General features: G+C 61.0%; 22 protein-coding genes. 16 read left to right on the top strand and 6 right to left on the bottom strand.

Annotation, left to right across the window (positions count from 1 at the left end):
• Positions 1-3: 3 nt before the first annotated feature.
• Positions 4-1,020 carry a cytochrome d ubiquinol oxidase subunit II gene (locus AC3WOY_RS01175; RefSeq protein WP_492420499.1) on the top strand — a complete coding sequence of 339 codons (1,017 nt, stop codon included), beginning with the start codon at positions 4-6 and terminating at the stop codon, positions 1,018-1,020.
• Between the two features lie 60 nt (positions 1,021-1,080).
• On the opposite strand, the gene AC3WOY_RS01170 is transcribed toward AC3WOY_RS01175, so the two are convergent.
• Positions 1,081-1,302, bottom strand: coding sequence for a hypothetical protein (locus tag AC3WOY_RS01170; protein WP_492420497.1), 222 nt, complete (start codon positions 1,300-1,302; stop codon positions 1,081-1,083).
• A 142-nt stretch (positions 1,303-1,444) separates the two neighbouring features.
• Between AC3WOY_RS01170 and AC3WOY_RS01165 the strand changes: the two genes are divergently transcribed.
• Positions 1,445-2,125: a hypothetical protein gene (locus AC3WOY_RS01165; RefSeq protein WP_492420495.1), complete on the top strand. Its 681-nt coding sequence runs from the start codon at positions 1,445-1,447 to the stop codon at positions 2,123-2,125.
• Here AC3WOY_RS01165 and AC3WOY_RS01160 read toward each other — a convergent pair.
• The 3 genes from AC3WOY_RS01160 to AC3WOY_RS01150 form a co-directional block, all read right to left on the bottom strand.
• Entirely contained in the window at positions 2,115-2,999 is an 885-nt protein-coding gene (locus tag AC3WOY_RS01160) for an alpha/beta fold hydrolase (protein ID WP_492420494.1), read from the bottom strand. The two genes, AC3WOY_RS01165 and AC3WOY_RS01160, sit on opposite strands and share 11 nt — an antisense overlap.
• Positions 3,000-3,132: 133 nt before the next feature.
• Positions 3,133-4,170: a DUF3616 domain-containing protein gene (locus AC3WOY_RS01155; RefSeq protein ID WP_492420492.1), complete on the bottom strand. Its 1,038-nt coding sequence runs from the start codon at positions 4,168-4,170 to the stop codon at positions 3,133-3,135.
• Positions 4,171-4,453: 283 nt separating this feature from the next.
• Positions 4,454-5,362, bottom strand: a complete 909-nt coding sequence (locus AC3WOY_RS01150) for a PRC-barrel domain-containing protein (protein ID WP_492420490.1) — start codon at positions 5,360-5,362, stop codon at positions 4,454-4,456.
• Between the two features lie 575 nt (positions 5,363-5,937).
• On the opposite strand from AC3WOY_RS01150, the gene moaA reads away from it, so the two are divergent.
• The 4 genes from moaA to AC3WOY_RS01130 all read left to right on the top strand — a co-directional run bounded on the left by moaA (position 5,938) and on the right by AC3WOY_RS01130 (position 10,336).
• Positions 5,938-6,912: a GTP 3',8-cyclase MoaA gene (gene moaA, locus AC3WOY_RS01145; RefSeq protein WP_492420489.1), complete on the top strand. Its 975-nt coding sequence runs from the start codon at positions 5,938-5,940 to the stop codon at positions 6,910-6,912.
• A gap of 10 nt (positions 6,913-6,922) precedes the next feature.
• On the top strand, positions 6,923-7,588 hold the full coding sequence (locus AC3WOY_RS01140; RefSeq protein ID WP_492420487.1) for a carbonic anhydrase: 666 nt from the start codon (positions 6,923-6,925) through the stop codon (positions 7,586-7,588).
• A 113-nt stretch (positions 7,589-7,701) separates the two neighbouring features.
• Complete coding sequence (locus AC3WOY_RS01135; RefSeq protein ID WP_492420485.1) at positions 7,702-9,645, top strand: type IV pili methyl-accepting chemotaxis transducer N-terminal domain-containing protein; 1,944 nt, start codon at positions 7,702-7,704, stop codon at positions 9,643-9,645.
• Between the two features lie 10 nt (positions 9,646-9,655).
• The gene (locus tag AC3WOY_RS01130) at positions 9,656-10,336 is read left to right on the top strand and encodes a response regulator (RefSeq protein ID WP_492420484.1); all 681 of its coding nucleotides are present in this window, start codon (positions 9,656-9,658) and stop codon (positions 10,334-10,336) included.
• 61 nt (positions 10,337-10,397) lie between these two features.
• On the opposite strand, the gene AC3WOY_RS01125 is transcribed toward AC3WOY_RS01130, so the two are convergent.
• Together AC3WOY_RS01125 and AC3WOY_RS01120 are read right to left on the bottom strand one after the other, a co-directional pair.
• A complete protein-coding gene (locus AC3WOY_RS01125; RefSeq protein WP_492420482.1) occupies positions 10,398-10,664 on the bottom strand; it encodes a heavy-metal-associated domain-containing protein in 267 nt (88 codons plus the stop codon).
• A 198-nt stretch (positions 10,665-10,862) separates the two neighbouring features.
• Positions 10,863-11,711 (bottom strand): universal stress protein, encoded by an 849-nt coding sequence (locus AC3WOY_RS01120; RefSeq protein ID WP_492420480.1) that lies wholly within the window; start codon positions 11,709-11,711, stop codon positions 10,863-10,865.
• 391 nt (positions 11,712-12,102) lie between these two features.
• Between AC3WOY_RS01120 and AC3WOY_RS01115 the strand changes: the two genes are divergently transcribed.
• The 10 genes from AC3WOY_RS01115 to ccoP all read left to right on the top strand — a co-directional run bounded on the left by AC3WOY_RS01115 (position 12,103) and on the right by ccoP (position 24,552).
• Positions 12,103-14,784, top strand: coding sequence for a bifunctional acetate--CoA ligase family protein/GNAT family N-acetyltransferase (locus AC3WOY_RS01115; protein WP_492420478.1), 2,682 nt, complete (start codon positions 12,103-12,105; stop codon positions 14,782-14,784).
• 85 nt (positions 14,785-14,869) lie between these two features.
• Positions 14,870-16,066, top strand: coding sequence for an NnrS family protein (locus AC3WOY_RS01110; protein ID WP_492420476.1), 1,197 nt, complete (start codon positions 14,870-14,872; stop codon positions 16,064-16,066).
• A 148-nt stretch (positions 16,067-16,214) separates the two neighbouring features.
• Complete coding sequence (hemN, locus tag AC3WOY_RS01105; protein ID WP_492420474.1) at positions 16,215-17,645, top strand: oxygen-independent coproporphyrinogen III oxidase; 1,431 nt, start codon at positions 16,215-16,217, stop codon at positions 17,643-17,645.
• A 133-nt stretch (positions 17,646-17,778) separates the two neighbouring features.
• The gene (locus tag AC3WOY_RS01100; RefSeq protein ID WP_492420472.1) at positions 17,779-18,540 is read left to right on the top strand and encodes a sulfite exporter TauE/SafE family protein; all 762 of its coding nucleotides are present in this window, start codon (positions 17,779-17,781) and stop codon (positions 18,538-18,540) included.
• A complete protein-coding gene (locus AC3WOY_RS01095; RefSeq protein ID WP_492420470.1) occupies positions 18,540-21,026 on the top strand; it encodes a heavy metal translocating P-type ATPase in 2,487 nt (828 codons plus the stop codon). The genes AC3WOY_RS01100 and AC3WOY_RS01095 overlap by 1 nt, the downstream gene beginning before the upstream one ends.
• Before the next feature lie 9 nt (positions 21,027-21,035).
• Entirely contained in the window at positions 21,036-21,233 is a 198-nt protein-coding gene (ccoS, locus tag AC3WOY_RS01090) for a cbb3-type cytochrome oxidase assembly protein CcoS (protein WP_492420468.1), read from the top strand.
• A gap of 158 nt (positions 21,234-21,391) precedes the next feature.
• On the top strand, positions 21,392-22,816 hold the full coding sequence (gene ccoN, locus AC3WOY_RS01085) for a cytochrome-c oxidase, cbb3-type subunit I (RefSeq protein ID WP_492420466.1): 1,425 nt from the start codon (positions 21,392-21,394) through the stop codon (positions 22,814-22,816).
• 14 nt (positions 22,817-22,830) lie between these two features.
• Positions 22,831-23,448, top strand: coding sequence for a cytochrome-c oxidase, cbb3-type subunit II (ccoO, locus tag AC3WOY_RS01080; RefSeq protein WP_492420464.1), 618 nt, complete (start codon positions 22,831-22,833; stop codon positions 23,446-23,448).
• 2 nt (positions 23,449-23,450) lie between these two features.
• Entirely contained in the window at positions 23,451-23,630 is a 180-nt protein-coding gene (locus tag AC3WOY_RS01075; protein ID WP_492420463.1) for a cbb3-type cytochrome oxidase subunit 3, read from the top strand.
• On the top strand, positions 23,623-24,552 hold the full coding sequence (ccoP, locus tag AC3WOY_RS01070) for a cytochrome-c oxidase, cbb3-type subunit III (protein WP_492420462.1): 930 nt from the start codon (positions 23,623-23,625) through the stop codon (positions 24,550-24,552). The genes AC3WOY_RS01075 and ccoP overlap by 8 nt, the downstream gene beginning before the upstream one ends.
• Positions 24,553-24,654: the final 102 nt, after the last annotated feature.

The raw sequence follows: 24,654 nt of genomic DNA, 5'->3' as shown, positions 1-24,654 counted from the left end.
GACATGACTGAACTCACCCAACCCGGCGGCTGGCTGCCGCTCGTTTTCCTCGGCCTGATGGGCATTGCCATGATGGCCTACGTGATCCTCGACGGCTTCGACCTTGGCGTCGGCATCCTGCTGCGCCGTGCGGACGAGCAGGAGAAGGACATGATGATCGCCTCCATCGGCCCGTTCTGGGACGCCAACGAAACCTGGCTGGTGCTGGGCGTGGGCATCCTGCTGGTCGCGTTTCCGATGGCGCATGGCGTCATCCTCGGCGAGCTGTATTTCCCTGTCGCGTTGATGCTGGCCGGCCTGATCCTGCGCGGCGTGGCCTTCGATTTCCGCGTGAAGGCGAGGGCGGCGCACAAGCAGGCATGGAACATGGCCTTCTATGCCGGTTCCATCCTCGCCACCGGTGCGCAGGGGATGATGATCGGCCTGTACATCGTCGGCTTCAGCCACGGCACACCGCAGATCTTGTTCGCACTGTTCACCGGCCTGTCGCTGCTGGCCGGCTACGCGCTGCTCGGCGCGACCTGGCTGATCATGAAGACGGAAGGACGCCTGCAGCGCAAGGCGATTGCCTGGGCACGCGGCAGCCTGCTGCTATGTGCATTGGGCGTGGCGGCAGTGTCCATCGTCACGCCAATGGTGAGCCAGCAGATCTTCGACAAGTGGTTCTCTTTCCCGAACCTGCTGTTGCTGGCGCCGATCCCGCTGATGACGGCGGTGTTGTTCTTCCTTGCGGATTATGTGCTGCGCCGGTTGCAGGCATCGTCGGATAACCAGGCCCTGTGCTGGTTGCCGTTTGCGGCGACGGTGGGGATTTTCCTGCTGGCGTTCAACGGGCTTGCTTACAGTGTGTTCCCCTATCTCGTGGTCGACAAGCTCACGATCTGGCAGGCGGCCAGTGCGCCGGAATCGCTGAAGATCATCCTGTACGGGGTGGCGGTCGTGCTGCCGACGATCATCGGGTATACGGTGTTTTCGTACCGGGTGTTCTGGGGGAAGGCGCGGGAGTTGAGTTATCAGTAAGCACTTTGCATGCGGGGAGTGTAGCCAAGGCTCTCACGACGGCGTGCCTGCCCGCGGGTCTTACTCAAGCGGCTTCTCCGTATGCCTCCACTGCGCCTCAGGTTCACTCCTTGCGCGTATCCGTTCCCATTTTGTCTTGCAGGCGTTGCACACGTAATACTCCACATGCCCGCTTGCCGTGGCACCGAAGTTGATGCCGGCGTCGGAGTGCAGCAGCAGGTTGGCGTGCGGGGAGACGGAGACATTCGCTCCATCGAGGGCAAGGCAGTCAGGGCAGGGCATGCTGTATTGTCGGCTGAGGAAGATATGCCCTCTGACCGCGAAAGCTCGCGTTGGTTTTCTTTGCGTCCGGCAAGTCTCATTGACGCTGCTGTGAAGCGCCGTTATCGTGAGGTGCTTCAGCAATCACGCAAAGGAAAAAATCTTGAACTTGCCTGCACGCAGTTTGGGCGTGGTACTTGCCGTGTTGATTTGCGGCACCGCGGCAGCGGTCGAGCCATCGAAGGATCTCCTTGCGAAAATTGCCGCGGCCTATGGAACAACGGCACCTGCGGCAATCATTGAGGAAGGCAGGACAACGTCCTTCCGGCGCGGAGACGGCAAGTTGCTGCGGCAGTACCAGTCGCCGGACCGCTTCAGCATCCGCATCCATTACACCACCGGCAGTGAGGCAAGGGTGATGGTGGGAGATAAAGCGTGGCAGCAGGGCGCGCCGGCCAATCCCATGCTGCGCGGAGCCATTGCACTCCAGGTCGCCCGCATCGCCTTGCCATGGAACATGCTCGCCAATCGTTCGTCACTCGTCGATCTCGGCCCGGTTACCGCAGGCAGAGGCCATGCCATCGAATTCCCCCTGGAAGAACAGCTCAAGCTCGTTGTTGAAGTTGAACCGGCCAGCGGCCGAATTCTGCGCTCGCGCGGCATTTACCGCATGGGAGAGGGGACGATGGAATTCGCCACCGCCTATTCAGACTTCCGCATGGCCGATGGCCGGCTGCACGCCGCCCGCGAGGAGCATTACGCGATGGGACAGCACACGGGTTATTCGGTGATCGAAAAGGTATCCTATCCCCCGGGCCTGCCCGACAGCGCATTCACGCCCTGAGCGCCCGGCCGGCATCCTGTCCGGCCAACCGTCCCTCCAGCCACTGCAGGATGTCGGCAAAGATCTTTTCGCGGTTCAGTTCGTTGAAGTTCTCGTGGTAATTGTCGGGATAGAAGTGGTACTTCAGCAGTGCCGGGTCGATGCTCTTCAGCATCGATTCCGAAGCACGCGCATCGGCCAGCTTGTCATCCCCCGCGACGACGGCAAAGGTGGGATAACGCCATGCCGGCATCTTTTTCGCAAGTCCCTCCTGCGCGGTCTGCAGTGCCTTCGCAAACCGGAAGCTCGCCTCGGTAGCGCGGATGTTGTCGCGCTCGTCCTCGTAGTGCCGTTTCGTGATCGCGGTATCGTGCGTCAGCACGTGGGTCATCGATTCCAGCGGCACCTTCGCCGTCGGAAACAGCGCGGCCAGCACTTTCGACAGCTTGAGCAACACGGCAGGAACCTTGATCGCATTCACGTAGTAAGGGGACGACAGGATGAAACCCTTGATAGCCGGATCGCGCGGGAAGCGGTCCAGGCCGAGATGGGTCGCGATGAGCGCGCCCATGGAATGCGCCATCACGAAGACAGGCAGCCCGGGGTATTGGCGCTTCACCCACTGCAGGAACAGTTCGCCGTCATCGAGGAAGCTGTGGAAGCCGGGAATGTCCACGCGCTTCTTGCCGTCGTGCCCGACCATGTCGTAGCTGACGGTGGCAAAGTCCTTGTCGCGGAACCAGAGGCCCGGTGTGACGTAGTCGCCGGCGTGTGCCAGACCGCCATGGATGGCGAGGATGACGGCGCGCGGCTGCGGCGGTTCCCAGATGTGGATGGCGCGGCCGACCTTGTCGCTGCAGGTGAGCGTGGCAAGCCTGTCCTCGGAAAAACGCATGATTGTCCCCAGTGAGTATTGTAGTCTTGTGCCGGAATACGGCGATCTTACTCTACGGGGCGAGAGGGCTGCTTGTTTGCGTTAGATTAAATCCTCGAGTGCGTGGCTCGCCGGGTCAAGTCCTTGCCGGACTTCAGGCTCCAGGCAATGCGAACATGTCAGCTGCCAGGGTGCTTTCTCCCAACTGTCGACTCACCGACGCGGCGTCGTACACCACCAGCAGCGTGTTCGCCTTGCCGCCATCCGTCGAAAACAGGCACATGCCTTCGGCATGATCCACGCCTTCGCCAAAAGGAACGTCCAGCACGCGCGATAGTGCATCGGCCGGCACCATGCTTTCCTCTTCCGGCGCGGCGCCGTCCTTCCAGCGGAATACGATCACCGGGCCATCCAGGTCCATGGTCGGCCCTGCGAGAATCAGGAGATCGTCGCCGTGCACACACATATCCCGTATGCCGAGACCGCCAAGTTGAAGAAAGTGTTTCCGGTACGGTCGCCCGTCTCGTCCGATATCCTGCAATTTCAATAGGGACGCATCATTCTCGTCTTCCGTTATTTCCAGTTCGAGAATTGCTGCCCAGCCTCGCAATACAGGTCCGCGCAGGCCGAGGAACAGGCGTTTGCCGGCGACGGCCAGGCCCTCGATATCAAATCCGTTGTCCTTTCCGGGAATGGCCAGAAAGGGAGCAAGATGCTCATCCTCTTTCAGCGCATCCAGTAATTCATTGCTTTCATCCCGGATGGGCAACATCGCGGCGGTGCATGTTTTCCCACGCCGTGTCGTTTCTTTTTCCAGTTCGAATGTCTTGTCTCTTTCGACAACGGGAATCCGGGCCAGCAGGTAGCGGTTCGCTTCCGAGTTGCACTTGGCGAGCTGCTTTTGCGCTTTCTTGACGCCGTCCTTCAGCTTCGGCTTCTTGCGCTTCAGGCTGTGCGATCCGACCAGCCACAGATAACCGCCCTCATGTGCCAACCCTTCGACGTCCACTTCCTGTACATCCTCGGCGTCTCCTGTCGGCGGTATGGGCAACGGCAGGTAATCGTTGAGGGAGAATTGCTTGTGCTGCCGGGCATACTTGTATTCCTCCGCGTTCGCTCCCTTTTCAAGGGTCAAACGCTCCAGGCTGACCGTTTCATCGTTGGCCAGCCATAGCGTGTCACCTATCTGCAAGACAACTGATAATCCGTCGCGGAGTTCTTTTCCCTTGCCCAAGTCATCCCGTTCTGGATGAAACTCCAACAAGACGATACCAGTGGGGGTCATGGCCGGTGCCTTTGCAGAAATAAGGAATACCGATCAGTGTAATCGGCTGGATGTGATGGCGATGCCGGACATGTCAAAAGTCGTTCCTGCCAAGTCAACGCACCGTCGGCAGGCCGGACATGCAAAAACCGGCTTTGCCGACCGGTTCCCCGGCCGGCAAAGCCGGCGTCAATCGTCCTGAAGGCGGTTCTTACCGGCCGGACGAAGTCGTTGCGTCGTCTACGCCGCGCGCGGCCCTTTGCGTACCTTTCTCCATTCCTGCAAGGTGCGCCCTCATATCCCGGCGGAATTCGGCGGAATTAAGATCAGGCCAATCGCCCTCGTCAAATCCCTTCTTCATGTCGAGCTGGTTTCGGGCGACGTTGAGCACGATGTCCTTCTTCTTGTCGGTCGGGAAGGTGAAGGCTGTGAGCGGCATCGGCAGGAGTTTGTCATCCGGGCTCCATGCCTTGTCGAAGTCGAGGACAGCGTACGATACCCGGCCGCTATTCATGTTGACGACGACATCCTCGATCTCGCCGGCGTCCTTTCCGCTGCGGTCATCGACATTCTTGCCGATCAACTCGGTGGCACGGACCATTCTCACGCTGCGTGGCGCTGCCTTTGCCGTATCGGCCTTGAAATAGCGGTCAACTTCGCCGCGATAGCGATTGTCAGTCCAGTCAGGCCATTTGTCCTTGTCGAACCCTGGCGCATTCTTGAGCCTGTCCTTGTCGATGTTCAGTACGAGTTTGTCACCGTCTGCTTGAGTCTTGAATGCGCTGACCGGATAGGCGAACAGCTTGTCGCCGAGCCCCAGTGTCCCTCCGGCCGCCAGCACGGCGTAGTGCACGCGCTGGTTGCCGATGTCGACGATCAGGTCCTTGATTTCACCCAGGTTTTCACCCAGGGCATTCTCTACGTTCTTGCCGATGAGATTGCTTGCGCGAACATCACGGCCGCTCTGCGTTGCCGCTGCCGAGGCTTTGCCTGCCGTCTGATTTGCTTTTGCATCGGCCGCAGTCGATCGGTCTTGGGCAAACGAGGGCATGGAAGCTGCCAGTCCAAAAGCCGAGGCCAGTGCAACGCAGGTAAGTTTTTGTTTGAGTCCGGATTCCATAGCGTTTCTCCTTCATCATGCATCGATGTACGCAACAGGAGCAGAAGCTGAAGAACTCGGAGGATTGATGGTCGGAGAGTGAGAAGCTTTGGTGGGCCGAGTCCAGATCAAACTTGCCTGCTTCAACGCGTACAAATATTCACTCTGAAAGGGTTGTTCTCACACATCCTGTGCGTTAGGCCCGAAAAAACTCGCGGGGTTCGGTGCTGATATTGCAACAAGCTGTAACGATGCAGGCATGCGTAAGTCTCCGCTGCATTTCCACGCAACGTTGCAAGGGCAGGAAGGTCAATTTCGGTTAACCGCCGGGCTGCATCTGGACGCCGCGTCAAAACCGTTTTTCCCAACGTCAAAAAAGCGGCAACGGGATGTCCATCGATAAGGCCATCATCTACATGGAGGCCCTTCTTCACCAGACTTCCGGGCAATTCGATAGCCGGAGGACAACGAATACGGTGTGAAGCTGCCCCGTCCGATAGTTCCAAAGAACTATATCCATTAGCTCCTCATGCCAACTTTCAAGCCGAATCCCTCCCGATACAATGGTTTTCAAGTAAAACCATCGGAGAGCAAGGATGTTAAGCGACCGTTTCGGCCGATCCATCGATTACCTGCGTCTTTCGGTGACTGATCGCTGCGACCTGCGTTGCACCTATTGCATCCCGAAAGGCTTCAAGGGCTTTGAGGAACCGAAGCACTGGCTGACTTTTGACGAGATCGAGCGGCTGCTGTCGGTTTTTGCCCGCCTCGGGACCTCGCGCATCAGGATGACCGGCGGAGAGCCGCTGTTGCGGCGCAACCTGCCCGAACTGGCTGGCAGGATTGCCCGGCTGCCCGGAATTCGGGACCTGTCCCTGTCGACCAATGCCACCCGCCTGGATCGCCATGCCGAGGACTTGAAGGCCGCCGGCGTTTCACGCATCAATGTCAGCCTCGACTCGCTTGACCGCGGTTGCATGGAAAAGATCACTGGCCGGGACAGCCTTGGCCAGATCCTCGACGGGATCATGGCAGGCAAGGCAGCCGGATTCGATCCGATCAAGATCAACATGGTCGCGATGCGGGGCATCAATGACGGTGAGATCGACTCCATGGTCGAGTTCTGCATCGAACACGGTTTCATCCTGCGCCTGATCGAGACCATGCCAATGGGCGCGACCGGGCGCGACACGGGATTCCTCGATCTTGGCCCCATCCAGTCACGCCTTTCACAGAAGTTCGGCCTGCGGCCGCAGGCGGCGGAGTTGGGCGGAGGCCCCGCACGCTATCTGGCGACGGACGACGGCAGGGCCAGTGTCGGCTTCATCACACCCATGTCGCAGCATTTCTGCGCGACCTGCAACCGGGTTCGGTTATCTGTGGATGGCACGCTTTACCTCTGTCTCGGCCAGGAGGAAAAATTCGAATTCCGCGCCCTGCTGCGCGATGGCGCCAGCGATACGGAACTGGAGGCGGCCATCCGGACGGCGATCGAACTGAAGCCGCAGAAACACGAATTCCGGGAACAGCCGGCCAAGATCGTCCGTTTCATGTCCCAAACTGGGGGATAAGGTGACCGCCATGCAGGACATCGAAAAATTCATCCGCGGCTTCAGCCGCTTCCAGCAGCAATATCTCGCAGAGCCTGAACGTTTTGCCAGCCTGCGTGATGGCCAGAAACCGGGCACGCTGGTGATCGGCTGCAGCGATTCTCGCGTCGATCCGGCGCTGCTGACCGGCAGCGATCCCGGTGAATTGTTCGTGGTAAGGAATATCGCCAACCTCGTTCCGCCATGCACACCGGACGCGCCGCCGGGAGTGACTTCGGCGATCGAGTTCGCCGTATGCGGGCTCGAAGTCGACCGTGTCATCGTGCTGGGCCATGCCCGCTGCGGGGGCATCCGCGCCCTGATGTCCCCACGCCGCATTGCCGAGGAAACCGATTTCGTCGGCCGCTGGATGCGCATCGCCGAGCCGGTGCGCGAGCGTGTGCTGCGGGAGCTGCCCCATAAGGACGACCCCGGACAGCACAAGGCCTGCGAGCTGGCCAGCATCCTGCACTCTCTGGATAACCTGATGACCTATCCCTGGATCAAGCGCCGCGTGGAAGAGGGCAGCCTGATCCTGCATGGCTGGTATTTCGACATCGAAACCGGTGCCCTGATGGGCTATTCCCCCCGCAAACAGGAGTTCCTTCCGCTGGTATGTCCGCTGGAGCGGGCCGGTAAAAATGTTGCCGCAGCATAAACCTCCATTTTCTTGACTTGTCTTATGGTTTTTGCACGAAAGTCCCATCAATAATGGGGCTGGCGGAAGCCAATGCGTCAGGAATTCACCGATTGGCAGCAACGGACCAGCCCATGCCCCTCGATGTCATTTTGCCCACCTGGCAGCGCCTCTCGACGAAGATCGTCGGGGTGCTGCTCGGCTTTCTGTGCCTCGCGCTGCTGGCGATCGGCACCACGCTGATGCTGTCATGGCAACTGGAGGGAAGTTCGGCGGCGATCAATGAAACCGGCAGCCTGCGCATGCACAGCTACCACCTGACCGTCCTGCTCGGGCGCACGGTTTCCGAGCCGGCCGGCCTTGAGACCCGGGCCGCGGTCACCGGCAAGCTGCAAGCGATCAATGACGCATTCAAGCGCCTGCAACGAGGCGACCCGCAGCGGCCCTTGTTCCTTCCGCCGACCAGCGGCATCCGGAATGCTTTCAAGCAGGTCTCGGCGCGATGGCACAAGACCATACAAGTGCTGGCTGTGGACGTGATCGGGGACAACCCGCAAGTCCGGGCCGCTGCATGGGAACAGTTCCAGATCGAAGTGGACGGGTTCGTACGGGAGGTGGACGACCTGGTCAAGGCCATCGAACGCGACAGCGAAATGCGCACGTTCTGGCTGCGGGCTTCGCAGATGGGACTGATCGCGCTGGCGCTGAGCGGGACGGTGGCCATCATCTACCTGATGTTCCTGCTCATCATCGAACCGGTCGAGCGCTTGCGCGGCGGTATCGAGAAGATGACGGACAAGGATTTCAGCACGCGCCTTCCCGTCGACAGCAGCGACGAATTCGGCCAGCTTACCGAGGGCTTCAACCACATGGCGGATCGTCTGGAAGCCCTGTACAACAGCCTGGAAGCGCGGGTGAAGGTCAAGACGGCGGAACTGGCCGACCAGAACCGGGAACTGGCCTTGCTGTATGACAGCGCAGCCTTCCTGCAGCGCCTCCAGCCGGTCGAAGCCATGTGCGAAGGATTCCTGCTGCGCATCCGCGGCTATTTCGGGGCGGACGGCGGCACGGTCAGGGTGCTGGACGAGCGGAACGGAAATGCCCACATGGTCGTGCATCACGGGATCTCGGAAGAGCACGTGAAGGCGGAAAGCTGCATGAAGCCCGGTGAGTGCCTGTGCGGAGATGCGGTGGCGCAGAAGATTTCGGTCATTCACGACATGCGCCGGATGGGGGCGTCCCCGAGCCGCCGTTGCCGCGAGGAGGGATTTTCGACGGTGTCGATGTTCCATATCTTTGCGCATCAGCAGCATATCGGATTCTTTACGCTGCACTTCCGCCAGGCGCGTGGCTTCAGCGAGCGCGAACAGGCGCTCCTGGAAACCCTCGGCCAGATGCTCGGTACGGCGATCGAAAACATGCGCCTCGGCAGCCGCGAAAGGGAAATGGCGATCTCGGAAGAGCGCAACCTCGTAGCGCAGGGGCTGCACGACAGCATTGCACAGGGACTGACGTTTATGAACATCCAGCTGCAGATGCTCGACGATTCCTTGCGGGGCGGGCGCCTGGATGAAGTGGACGAGATCGTCGGCGCACTGCGCGCAGGCGTAAAGGAAAGCTACGAAGATGTGCGAGAGCTGCTGCTCAACTTCCGCAGCCGGCTCGCCGAAGATGATCTCATCGGCGCGCTGCAGACAGCGTTCGACAAGTTCAGGAAGCAGACCGGCATCGAGGTCGACTTCGTCTGTGAAGGCAACGGAACGCCGTTCTCCCGCGAACAGCAGCTGCAGGTGCTGTTCATCGTGCAGGAGGCGCTGTCGAACATCCGCAAGCACGCCACCGCAAGGCATGTCGACATCCGCCTGCAGGACGGGCAGGACTTCATGCTCACCATCAGGGATGATGGCATCGGGTTCAACGCGGAGACACTTTTGCAGAAAGGAGATGGCCACGTCGGCATCAACATCATGCGGGAACGCGCGCAGCGCATCCACGCCTGGCTCGAGATCGATTCCGAGGCGGGCAAGGGGACGATGGTGTCGTTGCGGCTTCCGCATGAACAACGCCGGGCGGCCTAGAGGAGTGACCATGGACACGAACACAAAACCTATTAGCGTGCTGCTGGTTGACGACCACACCCTGTTCCGAAGCGGGATACGATCCCTCCTGCAACGCACTGCCGATTTCACGGTTGTCGGGGAGGCCGCCGATGGCGTGGAAGGCATCAAGCGCGCCAAGCAACTGCGTCCGGATGTCGTGCTGCTGGACCTGAACATGCCGGGCATGTCAGGACTGGAAACCCTGCAGCTCATCCTGCAGGATTGTCCCGATACCGCAGTGATCCTGCTCACCGTCTCGGAAGAGGCGCAGGACCTGACCGCGGCGCTGCAGGCCGGCGCACGCGGATATCTGATCAAGAACATCGATGCCGACTACCTGGTGCGCGCGATCCGCCGCGCGGCGGCGGGCGAGCCGGTCCTGGCGGAAGCGATGACCACCAAGCTGGTCGCGCACATGCAGGGCGGCGCGCCCAAGCCTGCGCCGGCATCCGACATCGACCGGCTCACGCCGCGCGAAAGGGAAATCCTCGCCTGCCTGGCGCGCGGGGAAAGCAACAAGGTGATTGCCCGGACGCTGGATGTGGCGGAAAGCACGGTCAAGATCCATGTGCAGAACATCCTCAAGAAGCTCAACCTCGCCAGCCGGGTGCAGGCGGCGGTGTATGCGGTGGAGCATGGGATGGCGAGCGTGGGGGAGAAGGTGGGGTGATAAAAGCAAACGGGCCGGAAATCCGGCCCGTTTGCTTTGAAACGCAGTGCGAAATGCTGAATCAGCCGCCGCACTTTCCGCAGCAACCGCCGCAGGAAGACTCCTGTTCGCCGAGGTTGATCTTCCTGACGCCAAAGCCGGCCTTGGCAAGTGCGGTCGCCATTTCCTGCGGCGCGGTCTGATCTTCGTCGAATTGCACGATCGCCCGGTTTTGCGGGTACGACACGCTGACGTTGCTGACGCCGTCGATCGACTTGATCGTGCGCATCACTGTCTCGGTGCAGTCTTCGGAGGTCATTCCGGTGACGTTCAGGACTTCGGTTTGCATGGTGTTTCCTTCTTTATAGCTAATTGACAATACGGCCAACTGCGCGGAGCAGCCGCACAGGTCTTCCGGATGATGCTAACGGACGGCTGGCATCGGGTTGAATGATCGAGATCAAGTTTTCGGAAGCAGTCCTGCGCTGGTGAATCTGGAACGGAAGCTTCACGGCGGCGCGGGACAGGGGCCCGCGCCGCGGCGTGATCAATGTGCCATCAGGACCGGAACGGTCATCGACTCCAGCACGGTGCGGGTGACGCCGCCGAGCAGGATTTCGCGGAAGCGCGAATGGCCGTAGCCGCCCATCACGATCATGTCGGAACCGAGGTCGGTTGCGATCGACAGCAGGGCGTTGCCCACGTCGATATCGGTCTTCTGGCGTACCACATTGACCTTGATGTTGTGGCGGGCGAGGTAGAGGCCGATGTCGGCGCCCGGCACTTCACCATGGGCATCGCCACGGGAATCCGGATTGAACACGACCACGTCGACGTTCTGCGCACGCTTGAGCAGCGGAATCGCGGCAGTCACGGAACGCGTTGCGCTGGTGCTCGCATCCCATGCGATCAGGACGCGCTTGGGCATGGCGTCGTAACGGCCGACGTAGGGAACGATCAGGACCGGGCGGCCAGAGTTCATCACCACGAATTCCGGGAAGTCGGGCAGGGTGGTCGACGACGGTTCGTCGAGGTTGGTCTGGCCGATGACCACGAGGTCGCTGTAGCGGGCCTGCAGGCTGACGCCGGCGCCGGCTTCGTCGTCTACCTGGCGTGCTTCATAGGACTGCACGCCAATGCTCTTGACCGTGCTTTCGAACTGCGCGAGCGAATTTTTTGCCGCGTTGCGGAGCTCTTCGAGATGGCTGTCGAGATGAGAAGCCATGCCGCCGCCTTCGTAAATGAAGCGGGACTGGTAAATGAAGCGGGATACGCCGCTCGGCGCGGCACCGATCAGGTGCGCTTCGTCGTTCATCGCGATTTGCGCTGCGAGCTTGATGCGCTCAACTGCATGCTTGTCTTTGTCCACATGGACGAGTACCGTTTTGTACGACATGTAATCTTCCTTTTATTGATTGGCTAGGCTTCCGCCACGGCTTGTTCTCCAAAGGTGGCGATGCACTCATTCAAGTTGCGTTATTAGCGTAGGGCCTGACTTCGATGCAGTCCAGAAAAATGCGAGCGGCCCAAACATTAGTTCTGGCATTTTTGACTCAGATCAAAATTTCCCCGGGCACCGATTCGTAACATCGTCGGCACATGAAAATGCGGTACGTATTGCCGATTTTCGCCGCCGAAGAAGGCACGCCGGAAGGCGTAGCATCACTGCACTGCAATCGCCTGTCACAGGTCGATAGCCAATCCCGAATCACTGCCGTCGCTTTGCCGCGTTCATGCATTGGCAGTGCGACAATTGCAGGAATTGAACCGGCCAGCCAGGAATTGCCATGACCGTCAGGAACCTCAAGCATCTGTTTGAACCGAAATCGATCGCGCTTGTCGGTGCGTCCCCGAAACCGGCTTCGGTTGGTGTGACTGTGCTGAAAAATCTCCTCGCCGGCGGATTCTCCGGCGAGATCATGCTGGTGAACCCGAAGTACGACAGCCTTGCGGACCGCCCTGTGCATGCCTCGGTTTCGAAGCTGCCGAGTGCCCCGGACCTGGCCGTCATTTGCACGCCGCCGTCCACCGTTCCCGGGATCATTTCCGACCTGGGAAAGCTGGGTACGAAGGCGGCAATCGTCCTGACGCCCGGCCTTGCCGCCGCGCGCGACCTGGTCGGGCGGAACATGCGGGACATGATGCTCAAGGCGGCGCGGCCGCATCTGCTGCGCATCCTCGGGCCGAACAGTGTCGGCCTGCTCGTGCCGCGGCTCGGCCTCAATGCAAGTTTCGCGCACATCGATGCGCTTCCTGGAAAAGTCGCTTTTGTCTCCCAGTCCGGGGCAATGTCCACCGGCGTCCTCGACTGGGCCAAGGCGCGCAATATCGGATTTTCCAAGTTCATTTCGCTCGGGGAAAAATGCGATGTCGACTTCGGCGACGTGCTCGACTATCTCTCCGGTGACAACGATACGCAGGCGATCCTGCTGTACCTCGAAGCCATCCGCGATGCGCGCAAGTTCATGTCCGCCGCGCGTGCTGCAGCGCGCAGCAAGCCGATCATCGTGATCAAGGCCGGCCGCGCGCCGGAAGGCGCCAGGGCCGCAGCGTCGCACACCGGTGCGCTTGCCGGTGCGGACGATGTGTATGACGCTGCAATCCGGCGGGCGGGCATGCTGCGGGTCTATACCACGCTCGACCTGTTCGACGCAGTGGAGACGCTTGCACATTCCCGGCCCTTGCGCGGAGATCGCCTTGCCATCATCAGCAATGGCGGCGGGCCAGGCGTGCTGGCGACGGATGCGCTCATCGGCAAGCAGGGCAGCCTGGCGGAACTCTCGACTCAGGCGGTCGACAGCATGGACAAGGTGCTTCCGCACGGCTGGTCGCGCGACAATCCGGTGGATGTCCTCGGCGACGCTTCGGCGCAACGCTATATCGACGCCATGGACATTGTGATGCGCGAGAAGGATGTCGATGCTGCCTTGCTGATCCATGCACCGTCGGCGATGGTGCGCAGTGCCGATCTGGCCGCAGCCCTGGTGCCAGCCGTCAGGAATGCCTCGCGCAACATCCTGTCCTGCTGGCTCGGCGGCGAAGAGGTTGCTCAGGCAAGGAGCGTGTTTTCCGAAGCGGGGATCCCGACCTACGACACGCCGGAGGAAGCGGCACGCGGCTTCATGCAGATCGTGCAGTACAACCGCAACCAGAAGCTGTTGATGGAAGTGCCTGCGTCCTCTGTCGCATCGGTCGAGGAAGACCGGGCGGCGGTGCGTGCGCTGGTCCGGAAGGCGCTCGATCGCGGGCGCGATACCCTGACTGAACCGGAGGCGAAGCAGGTGCTGGCGGCGTACGGCATTCCGGTGGTGCAGACGCGATCCGTCGGCACCATCGAGGAAGCGGTGGAATGCGCACAGCGCATCGGATTTCCCGTCGCGCTCAAGATTCTTTCTCCCGACATCATGCACAAGTCGGACGTGGGCGGCGTGGTCCTCGACCTGGAGGATGCCGATTCGGTGCGGGCGGCTGCCACCGCGATGAACCGGCGGTTGGCCGGGATGCGGCCGCGCGCGGCACTGGCAGGTTTCTCCGTGCAATCGATGGTGCGCCGTCCGGAGGCACGGGAGCTGATTGTCGGCGTGGCTACCGACCCGGTTTTCGGACCTGTCATCCTGTTCGGGCAGGGCGGCATTGCAGTGGAAGTCACCGCCGACCATGCGATCGGCCTGCCGCCGCTGAACACCGTGCTGGCGCGCGACATGATTTCGCGCACGCGGGTATCGCGGCTCCTTGCCGGATTCCGCAATTGCGCGCCGGCCGACCTCGATGCGATCTGCCATACGCTGATCCAGATCTCGCACCTTGTCATCGACATTCCCGAGATCATGGAGCTGGACATCAATCCATTGCTCGCGGATGCGAACGGCGTGATCGCACTGGACGCCCGCATCAGCATCCGGCCGACCGAAAAGGGCGGCATGGACCGTCTCGCGATCCGTCCCTACCCGGAGGAGCTGGAGGAGTGGGTGGATTGGCAAGGCGAAAAGATCCTCCTGCGCCCGATCAAGCCGGAAGACGGGGCGCAGCACGTGGAATTCTTCGGTTCGCTTACGCCGGAGGATGTGCGCATGCGGATGTTCGTCCATATGCGCGAGCTGTCGCCGGGGCAGCTTGCCCGGATGACGCAGATCGATTACGACCGCGAAATGGCCTTCATTGCCACCCGTATGCGTGCCGATGGGACGCCGGAAACGCTGGGCGTGGCCCGCATCGTTTTCGATCCCGACAACATCCAGGGCGAGTTCGCGGTCACCGTCCGCTCGGAGCTGAAGGGCAAAGGCCTGGGCAAGCTGCTGATGCAGAAGCTGATCCGCCATTCGCGCGACCGGGGTGCGCAGGAAATCGTCGGCGAAACCCTGAGCCAGAACCAAGCGCTCCTTGGGCTGGTCAAGCCGCTTGGATTCTCGGCGCACCGGTCGCGCGAGAACGATACCTACCTGCTGAAACTTCCATTGAAAAAAGACTAATTCACAATCGCCAGTCTTCGCCGCGATTGCATTCAGGGGGCTGGCAATATAAGATTCTTCTTAAATGAATCTTTTAGGAGCTGTCATGACCCTCGTGAGGATAGAAGAACCGCGTGTAAAGGAGCCGGTGCAGACCGGGTTCTCCCATCACCCCGTGTTCCGGCTCGGTTTCCGTCCGTTCTATCTGCTTGCCGCACTGTTTGCCGCGCTCAGTGTCCCGCTATGGATTGCCCGCTATTTTGGCAGCCTTGGTGCGCTGGTCCACGTGGACCTGAACTGGCACATGCACGAGATGGTGTTCGGTTTTGCCATCGCGGTCATCATCGGCTTCCTGTTCACTGCCGGCCGGAACTGGACGGGGTTGTGGACGCCGAGGCGAGGGCATCTCGCCGCGCTGGCGGGACTGTGGATCGCCGGCCGTCTTGCGATGCTGTTCACGCCTCCCGTTGTCGCTGCCGTCGTCGACCTTCTTTTCCTGCCATTGGCTGCGTATCCGATCTTCCGTGTACTGCAGCGCACCGGTAACAAACGCAACATGTTCCTGGTCGTCCTGCTCGCATTGCTGACGCTGGTCAATGCGCTCTTCCATGCGTCCATGACCGGTCTGCTGCAGATATCGTCCGTCGGGCCGATCCAGGCTGCCATTCTCATCATTGTCATGATCGAATCGGTCATCGGCGGACGGGTGATCCCGGGATTCACCGCCAATGCGATACAGGGCGTCAAACCGGTCATGAATGAAAAACGCGACAAGATCGGCATCGCGCTGACCGCACTTGCTGCACTGGCCTGGATCGCGCAGCTGCCCGGACCGCTCACCGGATCGCTTGCAGTAGCGGCTGCCGTCGCGCAGGCCACGCGGGTATTGGGCTGGATGCCCCATGTCACGCTGCGCAAACCGATCCTCTGGATCCTGCACCTGTCGTATGCATGGATTCCCGTCGGACTCCTCATGCTGGGATTGACCGCATGGGGAATGACGACGAGCAGTGCCGCATTCCACGTCCTTGCCATCGGTTCGATGGCCGGTTTGATCATTGGCATGATCACACGTACTGCACTGGGTCATACCGGACGTCCGCTCCACGCGGGAAATAGCGAACTTGCCATGTATGTCCTCATCCAGGTTGGGGTGATTGCGCGCATGCTCGCCGCGGCGAATCTCATGCGTCCGGAAATGCTGGTGGCGGCTGCGGCGTGCTGGAGCGCAGCCTTTGTCCTGTATGTGGTCGTCTATGCGCCGTATCTCCTGTCGCCGCGTGTTGACGGCAGGGAGGGATGACGCACTTTCTGCTTGACTTTTTTTCGCGCGGTAACGCAATCCGGGCCTTTTTGACATAGATCAAGGCCCCTTTTTTGTCCGGAAACGTACACTGCAAGCCAGTCTGATAGCGCCCTATCTTGGGGCGAACGACAGGAGCAAAAACACTATGGCAGTTCCGGCAACCGCAGTTCCGATTTCATCCAACGTACAGTTCGATGCAGCGCTCATCCGCAAGATGAGCCAGCAGGGGCCGCGTTACACGTCGTACCCGACGGCAGACCGTTTTACGGAAAGCTTCGGCATGGGCGACTATCTGCAGGCGGTGAATAGCGTACGTGCCATGGGTGCGCGCAATCCGCTGTCGCTGTACCTGCATATCCCGTTCTGCGACAAGCTCTGCTACTACTGCGCATGCAACAAGATCATCACCAAGGTCCGCAGCAAGGCCGACGAATACCTCACCTACCTGAAGCGCGAGATCGAGATCCAGGGCAAGCTGTTTGCCGACATGAACACGGTCGAGCAGCTTCACTTCGGCGGCGGTACGCCGACCTACATTTCCGATGCGCAAATGGGCGACCTGCTGGCCCACCTGCGCAAGTGGTTCCGTTTTGCCACGGATGACGTGGGCGAGTATTCGATCGAAATCGATCCGCGCACCGTGTCGCCGGAGCGTGTGCATTCGCTGCGTGCGCAGGGATTCAACCGCATCAGCTTCGGTGTCCAGGATTTCGATCCGGACGTGCAGAAGGCGGTCAACCGCATCCAGCCGGAAGAGTGCACGCTGGGCGTGATGCAGGCTGCCCGTGACGCCGGTTTCCGTTCGATCAGCATCGACCTGATCTACGGCCTGCCGAAGCAGAACCTGATCACGATGGACAAGACGCTCAGCAAGGTCATCGCGGCCAACCCTGATCGCCTTTCGATCTACAACTATGCGCACATGCCGGCATTGTTCAAGCCGCAGCGCCGCATCAACGAAGACGAACTGCCGAGCGGCGAAACCAAGCTCGACATGCTGTCGCTGTGCATCCGCCGCCTGACGGAAGCCGGCTACGTGTACATCGGCATGGACCATTTCGCCAAGCCGAACGATGAACTCGCCGTTGCCCAGCGCCAGGGCCGTCTGCACCGCAATTTCCAGGGTTACTCGACCCATGCGGAAGCGGAAATGGTCGCGATGGGCGTTTCGGCGATCAGTTCGGTCGGCTCGACTTACAGCCAGAACGAAAAGACGCTGGAAGGCTATTACGAGCGCCTCGAACAGGGTGAACTGCCGATCTGCCGCGGCATCAAGATGAACGTCGACGACCTGCTGCGCCGGATCATCATCCAGATGCTGATGTGCAATTTCGAACTGTCCATCAAATCGGTGGAGCTGGCTTATCCGATCGCCTTCGCAAACTACTTCGCCACGGAACTCGAGAAGCTGCGCGCACTCGAAGCCGATGGCCTGCTCACCATCGATCCGGAATGGATCACGGTGACGCCGAAGGGCCGCCTGCTGATCCGCAACATTTGCATGGTGTTCGACCGCTATCTGGGCATGCCGCGCGAAGTGAAGCTGGAACGCATGCACTATTCCAAGACGATCTGACGATCCCCGAACCCGCCATCTGCGCGCCGCCGGCTTACCCGCCTTGCCGGCCGGCGCGGGCGGGTACCCGGCAGGATAGTCATCTACCTGCTATCCTCGCCAAGTGACAGAATTACACCTCATTTCCGTTTTCATGATTGGCCTCCTCGGCGGCGTGCATTGCGTCGGCATGTGCGGGGGAATCGTCAGCGCTTTTTCGGTCGCGACTCCGCGCCGCCCGTTTCCAATCCCGGTCACCAATGGCGCCGGTACGGTTGCCGCTCCCGCCATCTTTGACGGCGCCGGCCGTGTCGTCGCCTATAACGCCGGCCGTCTTGCCAGTTATGCCATTGCCGGCGGCATTGCCGGTGGCGTTGCGCAGAGTGTCCGAACCTTGTCATTCATGTCCTCCCTGCAGATTAGCGGTTACTGGCTGGCCAACCTCATGCTTGTCGCCCTCGGCCTGTACCTGATGGATGCGTGGCGCGGCCTTGCCAAGCTGGAAGCGGCCGGACAGCTTGTCTGGCGCCGGGTGCAGCCGATGGTGAAGCACCTGCTGCCCGTCGACAGCATGGCAAAGGCATTTGCCTTGGGCGGGCTGTGGGGCTGGGTTCCTTGCGGCATGGTGTACAGCGTCCTGATGACCGCGATGCTGAGCGGCTCGGCGGTGTCCGGCGCGGTTGTCATGCTGGCGTTCGGCGCCGGCACGCTCCCGGTCCTGCTCACCATGGGCATGCTCGGCACGCGCTTGCAGGCATGGACGCGCCGGCGCGCCGTGCGTGTCGCTGCCGGCCTTGTCGTTCTTGCATTCGGCCTTCTCGGCCTTGCGCGTGCCACCAGCGGCGTCTCGCTCGGCTGGCTTGACGGCCTCTGCCTGACGCCGCCTGCAGCGAGCTCGCACGGCGGAGGGCATTGATGGAATCCTTGTCATGCTTTCATTGCGGGCTGCCTGTCCCCGCGGGATCGACGTGGTCCGTGAAGATTTCGGGCGAAGAGCGCCCGATGTGCTGCCCCGGTTGCGAGGCGGTCGCGAAAACCATCGTCGACAATGGATTGTCCGATTACTACGTTACCCGCGAAAGCTATTCGCCGACCGGCGACCAGGAATCGCTGGTGCCGGCGGAGCTGCGCCTGTACGACGCGCCCGAAATCCTTGAACAGTTCGCTGAAAAGGATAGCCAGGACGCCGGTGTCTGCGAAGCGACCTTTTCCGTCGACGGCATCCGCTGCGCCGCCTGCGTCTGGCTGATCGAACGCCGGCTCGCGGCGGTGCAGGGCGTCCAGGCCATGAACCTGAACGTGGCAACCGAGCGCCTGCACGTACGCTGGCGCGAGGGCGACTGCAAGCCGAGCGACATCCTGAAGGCAGTACGCGAAGTCGGCTATACCGCTTATCCCTACGATGCGGTCCGCCATGGCGAGCAGTTGCAGCGCGCGAGCAAGAAGCTGTTCCGCCAGGTGTTCATTGCCGGCCTGTCCATGATGCAGGTGATGATGTATGCCGTCCCTGTCTACCTGGCAACCGACGGTACCATGGATGCCGACATGGAAGGCTTGATGCGCTGGGCCAGCCTGCTGCTGACGCTGCCTGCCGTGCTGTACTCCGGCCTGCCGTTCTTCCAGGGCGCATGGGCCAACCTGAAGAGCCGCGCGCTCGGCATGGACGTGCCGGTCGCCCTCGGCATTGCCGCAGCCTTCATCGGCAGTACCGTGGCGACATTCACCGGAGAAGGGGATGTCTATTTCGATACGGTGACGATGTTCATTTTCCTGCTGCTGTGCAGCCGCTACCTGGAACTGATCGCGCGGCGCAAGGCGGCTTCGGCGCTGGAGAAATTGCAGCATGCCTTGCCTGCATCGGCGGCGCGCATGCCGGGCTTTCCCCATGACCGGACGACGGAGACCGTGCCGGCCGCGCAACTGCGCGAGGGCGATATGGTGCTCGTGAAACCGGGCGAGGCCGTCGCAGCCGACTGCGTGGTGGTGGAAGGCAGCACCGCTGTCGACCTGTCATTGCTGACCGGCGAGAGCCGGCCCCAGCGCAAGGACATCGGAGACGAGCTTCCTGGCGGCGCGGTTAATGCGACGCAGGCAATCGTGGTCAAGGTGACCAAGATTGCAAGGGATAGCACGCTTTCGACACTCGTGAAACTGATCGAGCGAGCCGGCCAGGCCAAGCCGCAACTGTCGCTGTGGGCGGACAAGGTTGCCGCCTGGTTCGTCGCGGCATTGCTGGTGTTCGCCGTTGTCATCTTCGGCGTATGGCAGTGGATCGATCCGTCGCGCGCGTGGCAGATTGCCATCGCCGTACTTGTTGTCTCCTGTCCTTGCGCACTGTCGCTGGCGACACCGAGTGCGCTGGCTGCAGCGACAGACAGGCTGGTCAGGCAGGGCGTGCTTGCTGTCCAGCCACATGTCCTCGAAACGCTGTACCGGACGACGCATGTCATTTTCGATAAGACCGGTACGCTGACGCTCGGCAGGCCGGCATTGCGCGACGTCGCTGTGTTCGGCGGCAAAAATGCTGGCCACTGTGTGCAGGTGGCTGCGGCACTCGAAGCATCGAGCGCCCATCCGCTTGCCCATGCGATTGTCGAAGCGGCAAGAAAGTCGCGCGGCGAGGGCATGGAATCGGTGGCATCTGAGATCGTGCATACCGCAGGGCAGGGGATGGAAGGCGTGGTCGCGGGCGTGCGCTATCGCCTCGGTTCCGCCGCATTCGTTGCGGAAGTGGCCGGATCGGCAGCGCCGCATCCGGTCGGCGGGTTCACGCCGGTGTATCTCGGCATGGAAGGCCAATGGCTGGCCCGCTTCGATCTCGCCGATGAGGTGCGGCCGGATGCGAGGGATGTGGTCGCGCATTTCCGGTCGAATGGCAAGAAAGTCATCCTGTTGAGCGGCGACGAGGACAGCGTGACACGACGGGTGGCGTCGGAACTGGGCATCGAGACCGCGCATGGCGAATACCTGCCGGACCAGAAGCTCGCCTTCGTGCAAGACCTGCAGCGCGAGGGCGCGGTGGTGGCGATGGTCGGTGACGGCATCAACGACGCGGCCGTGCTGAAGGCCGCCGATGTGTCTTTTGCAATGGGCAGCGGGGCGGCGCTGGCGCAGACCCATGCGGATACCGTGCTGCTGAGCGGGCAAATTTCGTCCGTCGTGGATGCGCATCGCGCCGCCGCGCAGACCATGGCGGTGATCCGGCAGAACCTGACCTGGGCCACGATCTATAACATCGTGGCGATTCCGGCAGCGGCAGTCGGGGTGCTCAATCCCTGGATGGCGGGCATCGGCATGTCGCTCAGTTCGGCGATCGTTGTCGTCAATGCACTGCGCCTGCGGCGCATTCCTCGTGTACCATCGGCGTCCCCGGCAGGGCAGCAGGTGCTCAAGGCCGCTTGAAGGAATTGCATGGAAGCTCTCTATCTCCTCATCCCGCTCAGCATCGTGATCGTGTTCATCGCGATCTGGGTATTCTTCCGCGCATCGGACAGCGGACAGTTCGACGACCTCGTCGGGCCCGCCATGCGCATCCTGCAGGACGACGACCGTCCGCAGACTTCCGATTCCGCTGACAAAACTGCTTCCGAAATAGGCAAGAAGGACTAGATAAAAAGTACTGGTCCATAGCCATTCTCCCTATGAAAATGGCCTTGCGGGCAGAAGGGTTACCTTGATTCGGGTCAATTTGACTTGGGTCAAAGTTTTTCAAAACACGGAATCGTACTCTCCCTCCCATTCGTGTTACTAACCCTGGGAGATCGTACGTGGATACATCACTGAACTACAACTACAAGGTCGTGAAGCAATTCGCGATCGCTACTGTAGTGTGGGGCGTGGTGGGCATGTTGGTCGGCGTTTTCATCGCTGCACAACTAGCCTGGCCCGCACTCAATTTCGACATCGCCTGGTTAAGCTACGGCCGCTTGCGTCCGTTGCATACCAACGCTGTCATCTTTGCATTCGGCGGTTGCGCGCTGTTTGCCACTTCGTACTACGTCGTCCAGCGTACCAGCCAGGTACGACTGTTTTCCGACACGCTGGCCGCCTTCACCTTCTGGGGTTGGCAACTCGTCATCGTCGCCGCGGCTGTCTCCCTGCCGCTGGGTTTCACCTCGGGCAAGGAATACGCCGAACTCGAGTGGCCGATCGACATCCTGATCACATTGGTCTGGGTTTCTTATGCCGTGGTGTTCTTCGGCACGCTGGTCAAGCGCAAAGTACCCCATATCTATGTGGCTAACTGGTTCTTCGGTGCCTTCATCCTGGCTGTCGCACTGCTGCACGTCGTCAACAGCGCTGCGATCCCGGTCACCGCAACCAAGTCCTACTCCGCCTACGCCGGCGTGCAGGACGCGATGATCCAGTGGTGGTACGGCCACAATGCGGTGGGCTTCTTCCTGACCGCAGGCTTCCTGGGCATGATGTACTACTTCATCCCGAAGCAGGCCGACAAGCCGGTCTACTCCTACCGTCTGTCGATCGTGCACTTCTGGGCGCTGATTTTCACCTACATGTGGGCGGGCCCGCACCACCTGCACTACACCGCGCTGCCCGACTGGACCCAGTCGATCGGTATGGTGTTCTCGCTGATCCTCCTGGCTCCGTCCTGGGGCGGCATGATCAACGGCATCATGACCCTGTCCGGCGCATGGAACAAGCTGCGCAACGACCCGGTCCTGAAGTTCCTGATCGTTTCCCTGTCCTTCTACGGCATGTCGACCTTCGAAGGCCCGATGATGTCCATCAAGACCGTGAACGCACTGTCGCACTACACCGACTGGACTGTCGGCCACGTGCACGCAGGCGCCCTCGGCTGGGTCGGCTTCATCTCCATGGGCGCAATCTACTACCTGCTGCCGCGTCTGTTCGGCAAGAAGGAAATGCACAGCGTCCGCCTGATCGAAGTCCACTTCTGGGTGGCGACCATCGGTATCGTTCTGTACATCGCAGCAATGTGGATTGCCGGCGTGATGCAGGGCCTGATGTGGCGCGCGGTGAATGCCGACGGCACGCTGACCTACACCTTCGTCGAGTCCGTGAAAGCGACCTACCCGTACTACGTGATCCGCTTCGGCGGCGGCCTCCTGTACCTGACCGGTATGGTGATCATGGCCTACAACACGCTGATGACCGTGCGCGGCGCCAAGGCCGTTGATGCACGCATCCCGGCCTACGCGTCGCACGCTTGAATCAAGGAGCAGAAATGAAGAAATTTACCCATGAACTGATCGAGAAGAACCCCTGGCTGATGATCGCGCTGGTTCTGCTCGTGATCAGCGTCGGCGGTCTCGTGGAAATCGTGCCGCTGTTCTTCCAGAAGTCGACCACCGAACCGGTTGCCGGCCTGCAGCCGTACAACGCGCTGCGCCTGGCCGGCCGTGACGTGTACATCCGCGAAGGCTGCTACAACTGCCACTCGCAAATGATCCGTCCGTTCCGCGCCGAGACCGAGCGTTACGGCCACTACTCGGTTGCCGCCGAGTACGTGTACGACCGTCCGTTCCAGTGGGGTTCCAAGCGTACCGGTCCCGATCTGGCACGCGTAGGCGGCCGCTACTCCGACGAATGGCATCGTACCCACCTCGACAACCCGCGCGCCGTGGTGCCGGAGTCGAACATGCCGAGCTACCCGTGGCTCGCCACCACCAAGGTCGACCCGCAATCGGTCGCGCCGAAGATGGCGGCACTGCGCAAGCTGGGCCACCCGTACTCCGACCAGGAAATTGCAGACGCAGCGAAATCCGTCGAAGGCAAGACCGAACAGGACGCGCTCGTCGCCTACCTGCAAGGCCTGGGCATCCAGATCAAGGCGAAGAGGTAATCATGAGCTTCGAAAACCTGATCATGGACGCGCGCAATATCGTGACCGTGCTGAGCTTCCTGACTTTCATCGGTATCGTCTGGTGGGCATACAGCGCGCGTCGCAGCGCAGACTTCGAAACGGCAGCCAACCTGCCGTTCGCTGACGAACAAATGCAAGCTGCGGAGAAACAACATGGCTGACTTTACAAGTGAATTCTGGAGTATTTACGTTGCGCTGCTGACGATCCTCGGCATCGCCGGCTGCGCCCTCCTGCTGTGGCAGCAGTCCCGGGTCAAGATCCTGGTCGAGGCGGGCAAGGAAGCCGACACTACCGGTCACAGCTGGGATGAAGGCCTGTCCGAGTTGAACAACCCGATGCCGCGCTGGTGGATGTGGCTGTTCTATATCACCATCGTGTTCGGTGCGGTTTACCTGGTCCTGTACCCCGGCCTTGGCTCGTTCAAGGGCAAGCTGGGCTGGGCATCGACCGGCGAGTACCAGGAAGAGCTGAAGAAGGCGGACGCCGACTACGGTCCGATCTTCGCCAAGTACCAGGCGCAGGATCTCAAGACCGTGGCAGCGGACCCGCAGGCTCATGCGATGGGCGAGCGCCTGTTCCTGACCTACTGCGCACAGTGCCACGGCTCTGACGCACGCGGCAACAAGGGCTTCCCGAACCTGACCGACAAGGACTGGCTGTACGGCGGCGATCCTGACGTCATCAAGACGACCATCATGAACGGCCGTAACGGCATGATGCCCCCGATGGCTGCCGCAGTGGGTGGCGACAAGGAAGTGGAAGCGGTTGCGCATTACGTGCTCAGCCTCTCCGGTTCCACCGCGGACCCGATCAAGGCTTCGTTCGGCAAGGAGAAGTTTGCCGCCTGCGCAGCCTGCCACGGCGCAAACGGCCAGGGCAACCCGGCCATGGGCGCCCCGAACCTGACCGACAAGACCTGGCTCTATGGCGGCGGCGCGGAGACCATCATGGAAACGATCCGCAAGGGCCGTACCAATTCCATGCCGGCGTTCAACGAGTTCCTTGGCGAAGGCAAGGTGCACCTGCTGGCTGCTTATGTGTGGAGCCTCTCCAACAACAGCACCTCGGTAGCACAGAAGTAATTAGAGAACTTAGGCTCTAATCGCATGGCGGCAGCGGACAATCGCCGCCGCCATGCTTATTTCATAAGGTACCATTTCGGTCTCTTATGAAATAAAGATCAA

This window comes from Noviherbaspirillum sp. FW303-A3, assembly GCF_058788695.1.
This window is presented reverse-complemented; position numbering and strand designations above follow the sequence as displayed.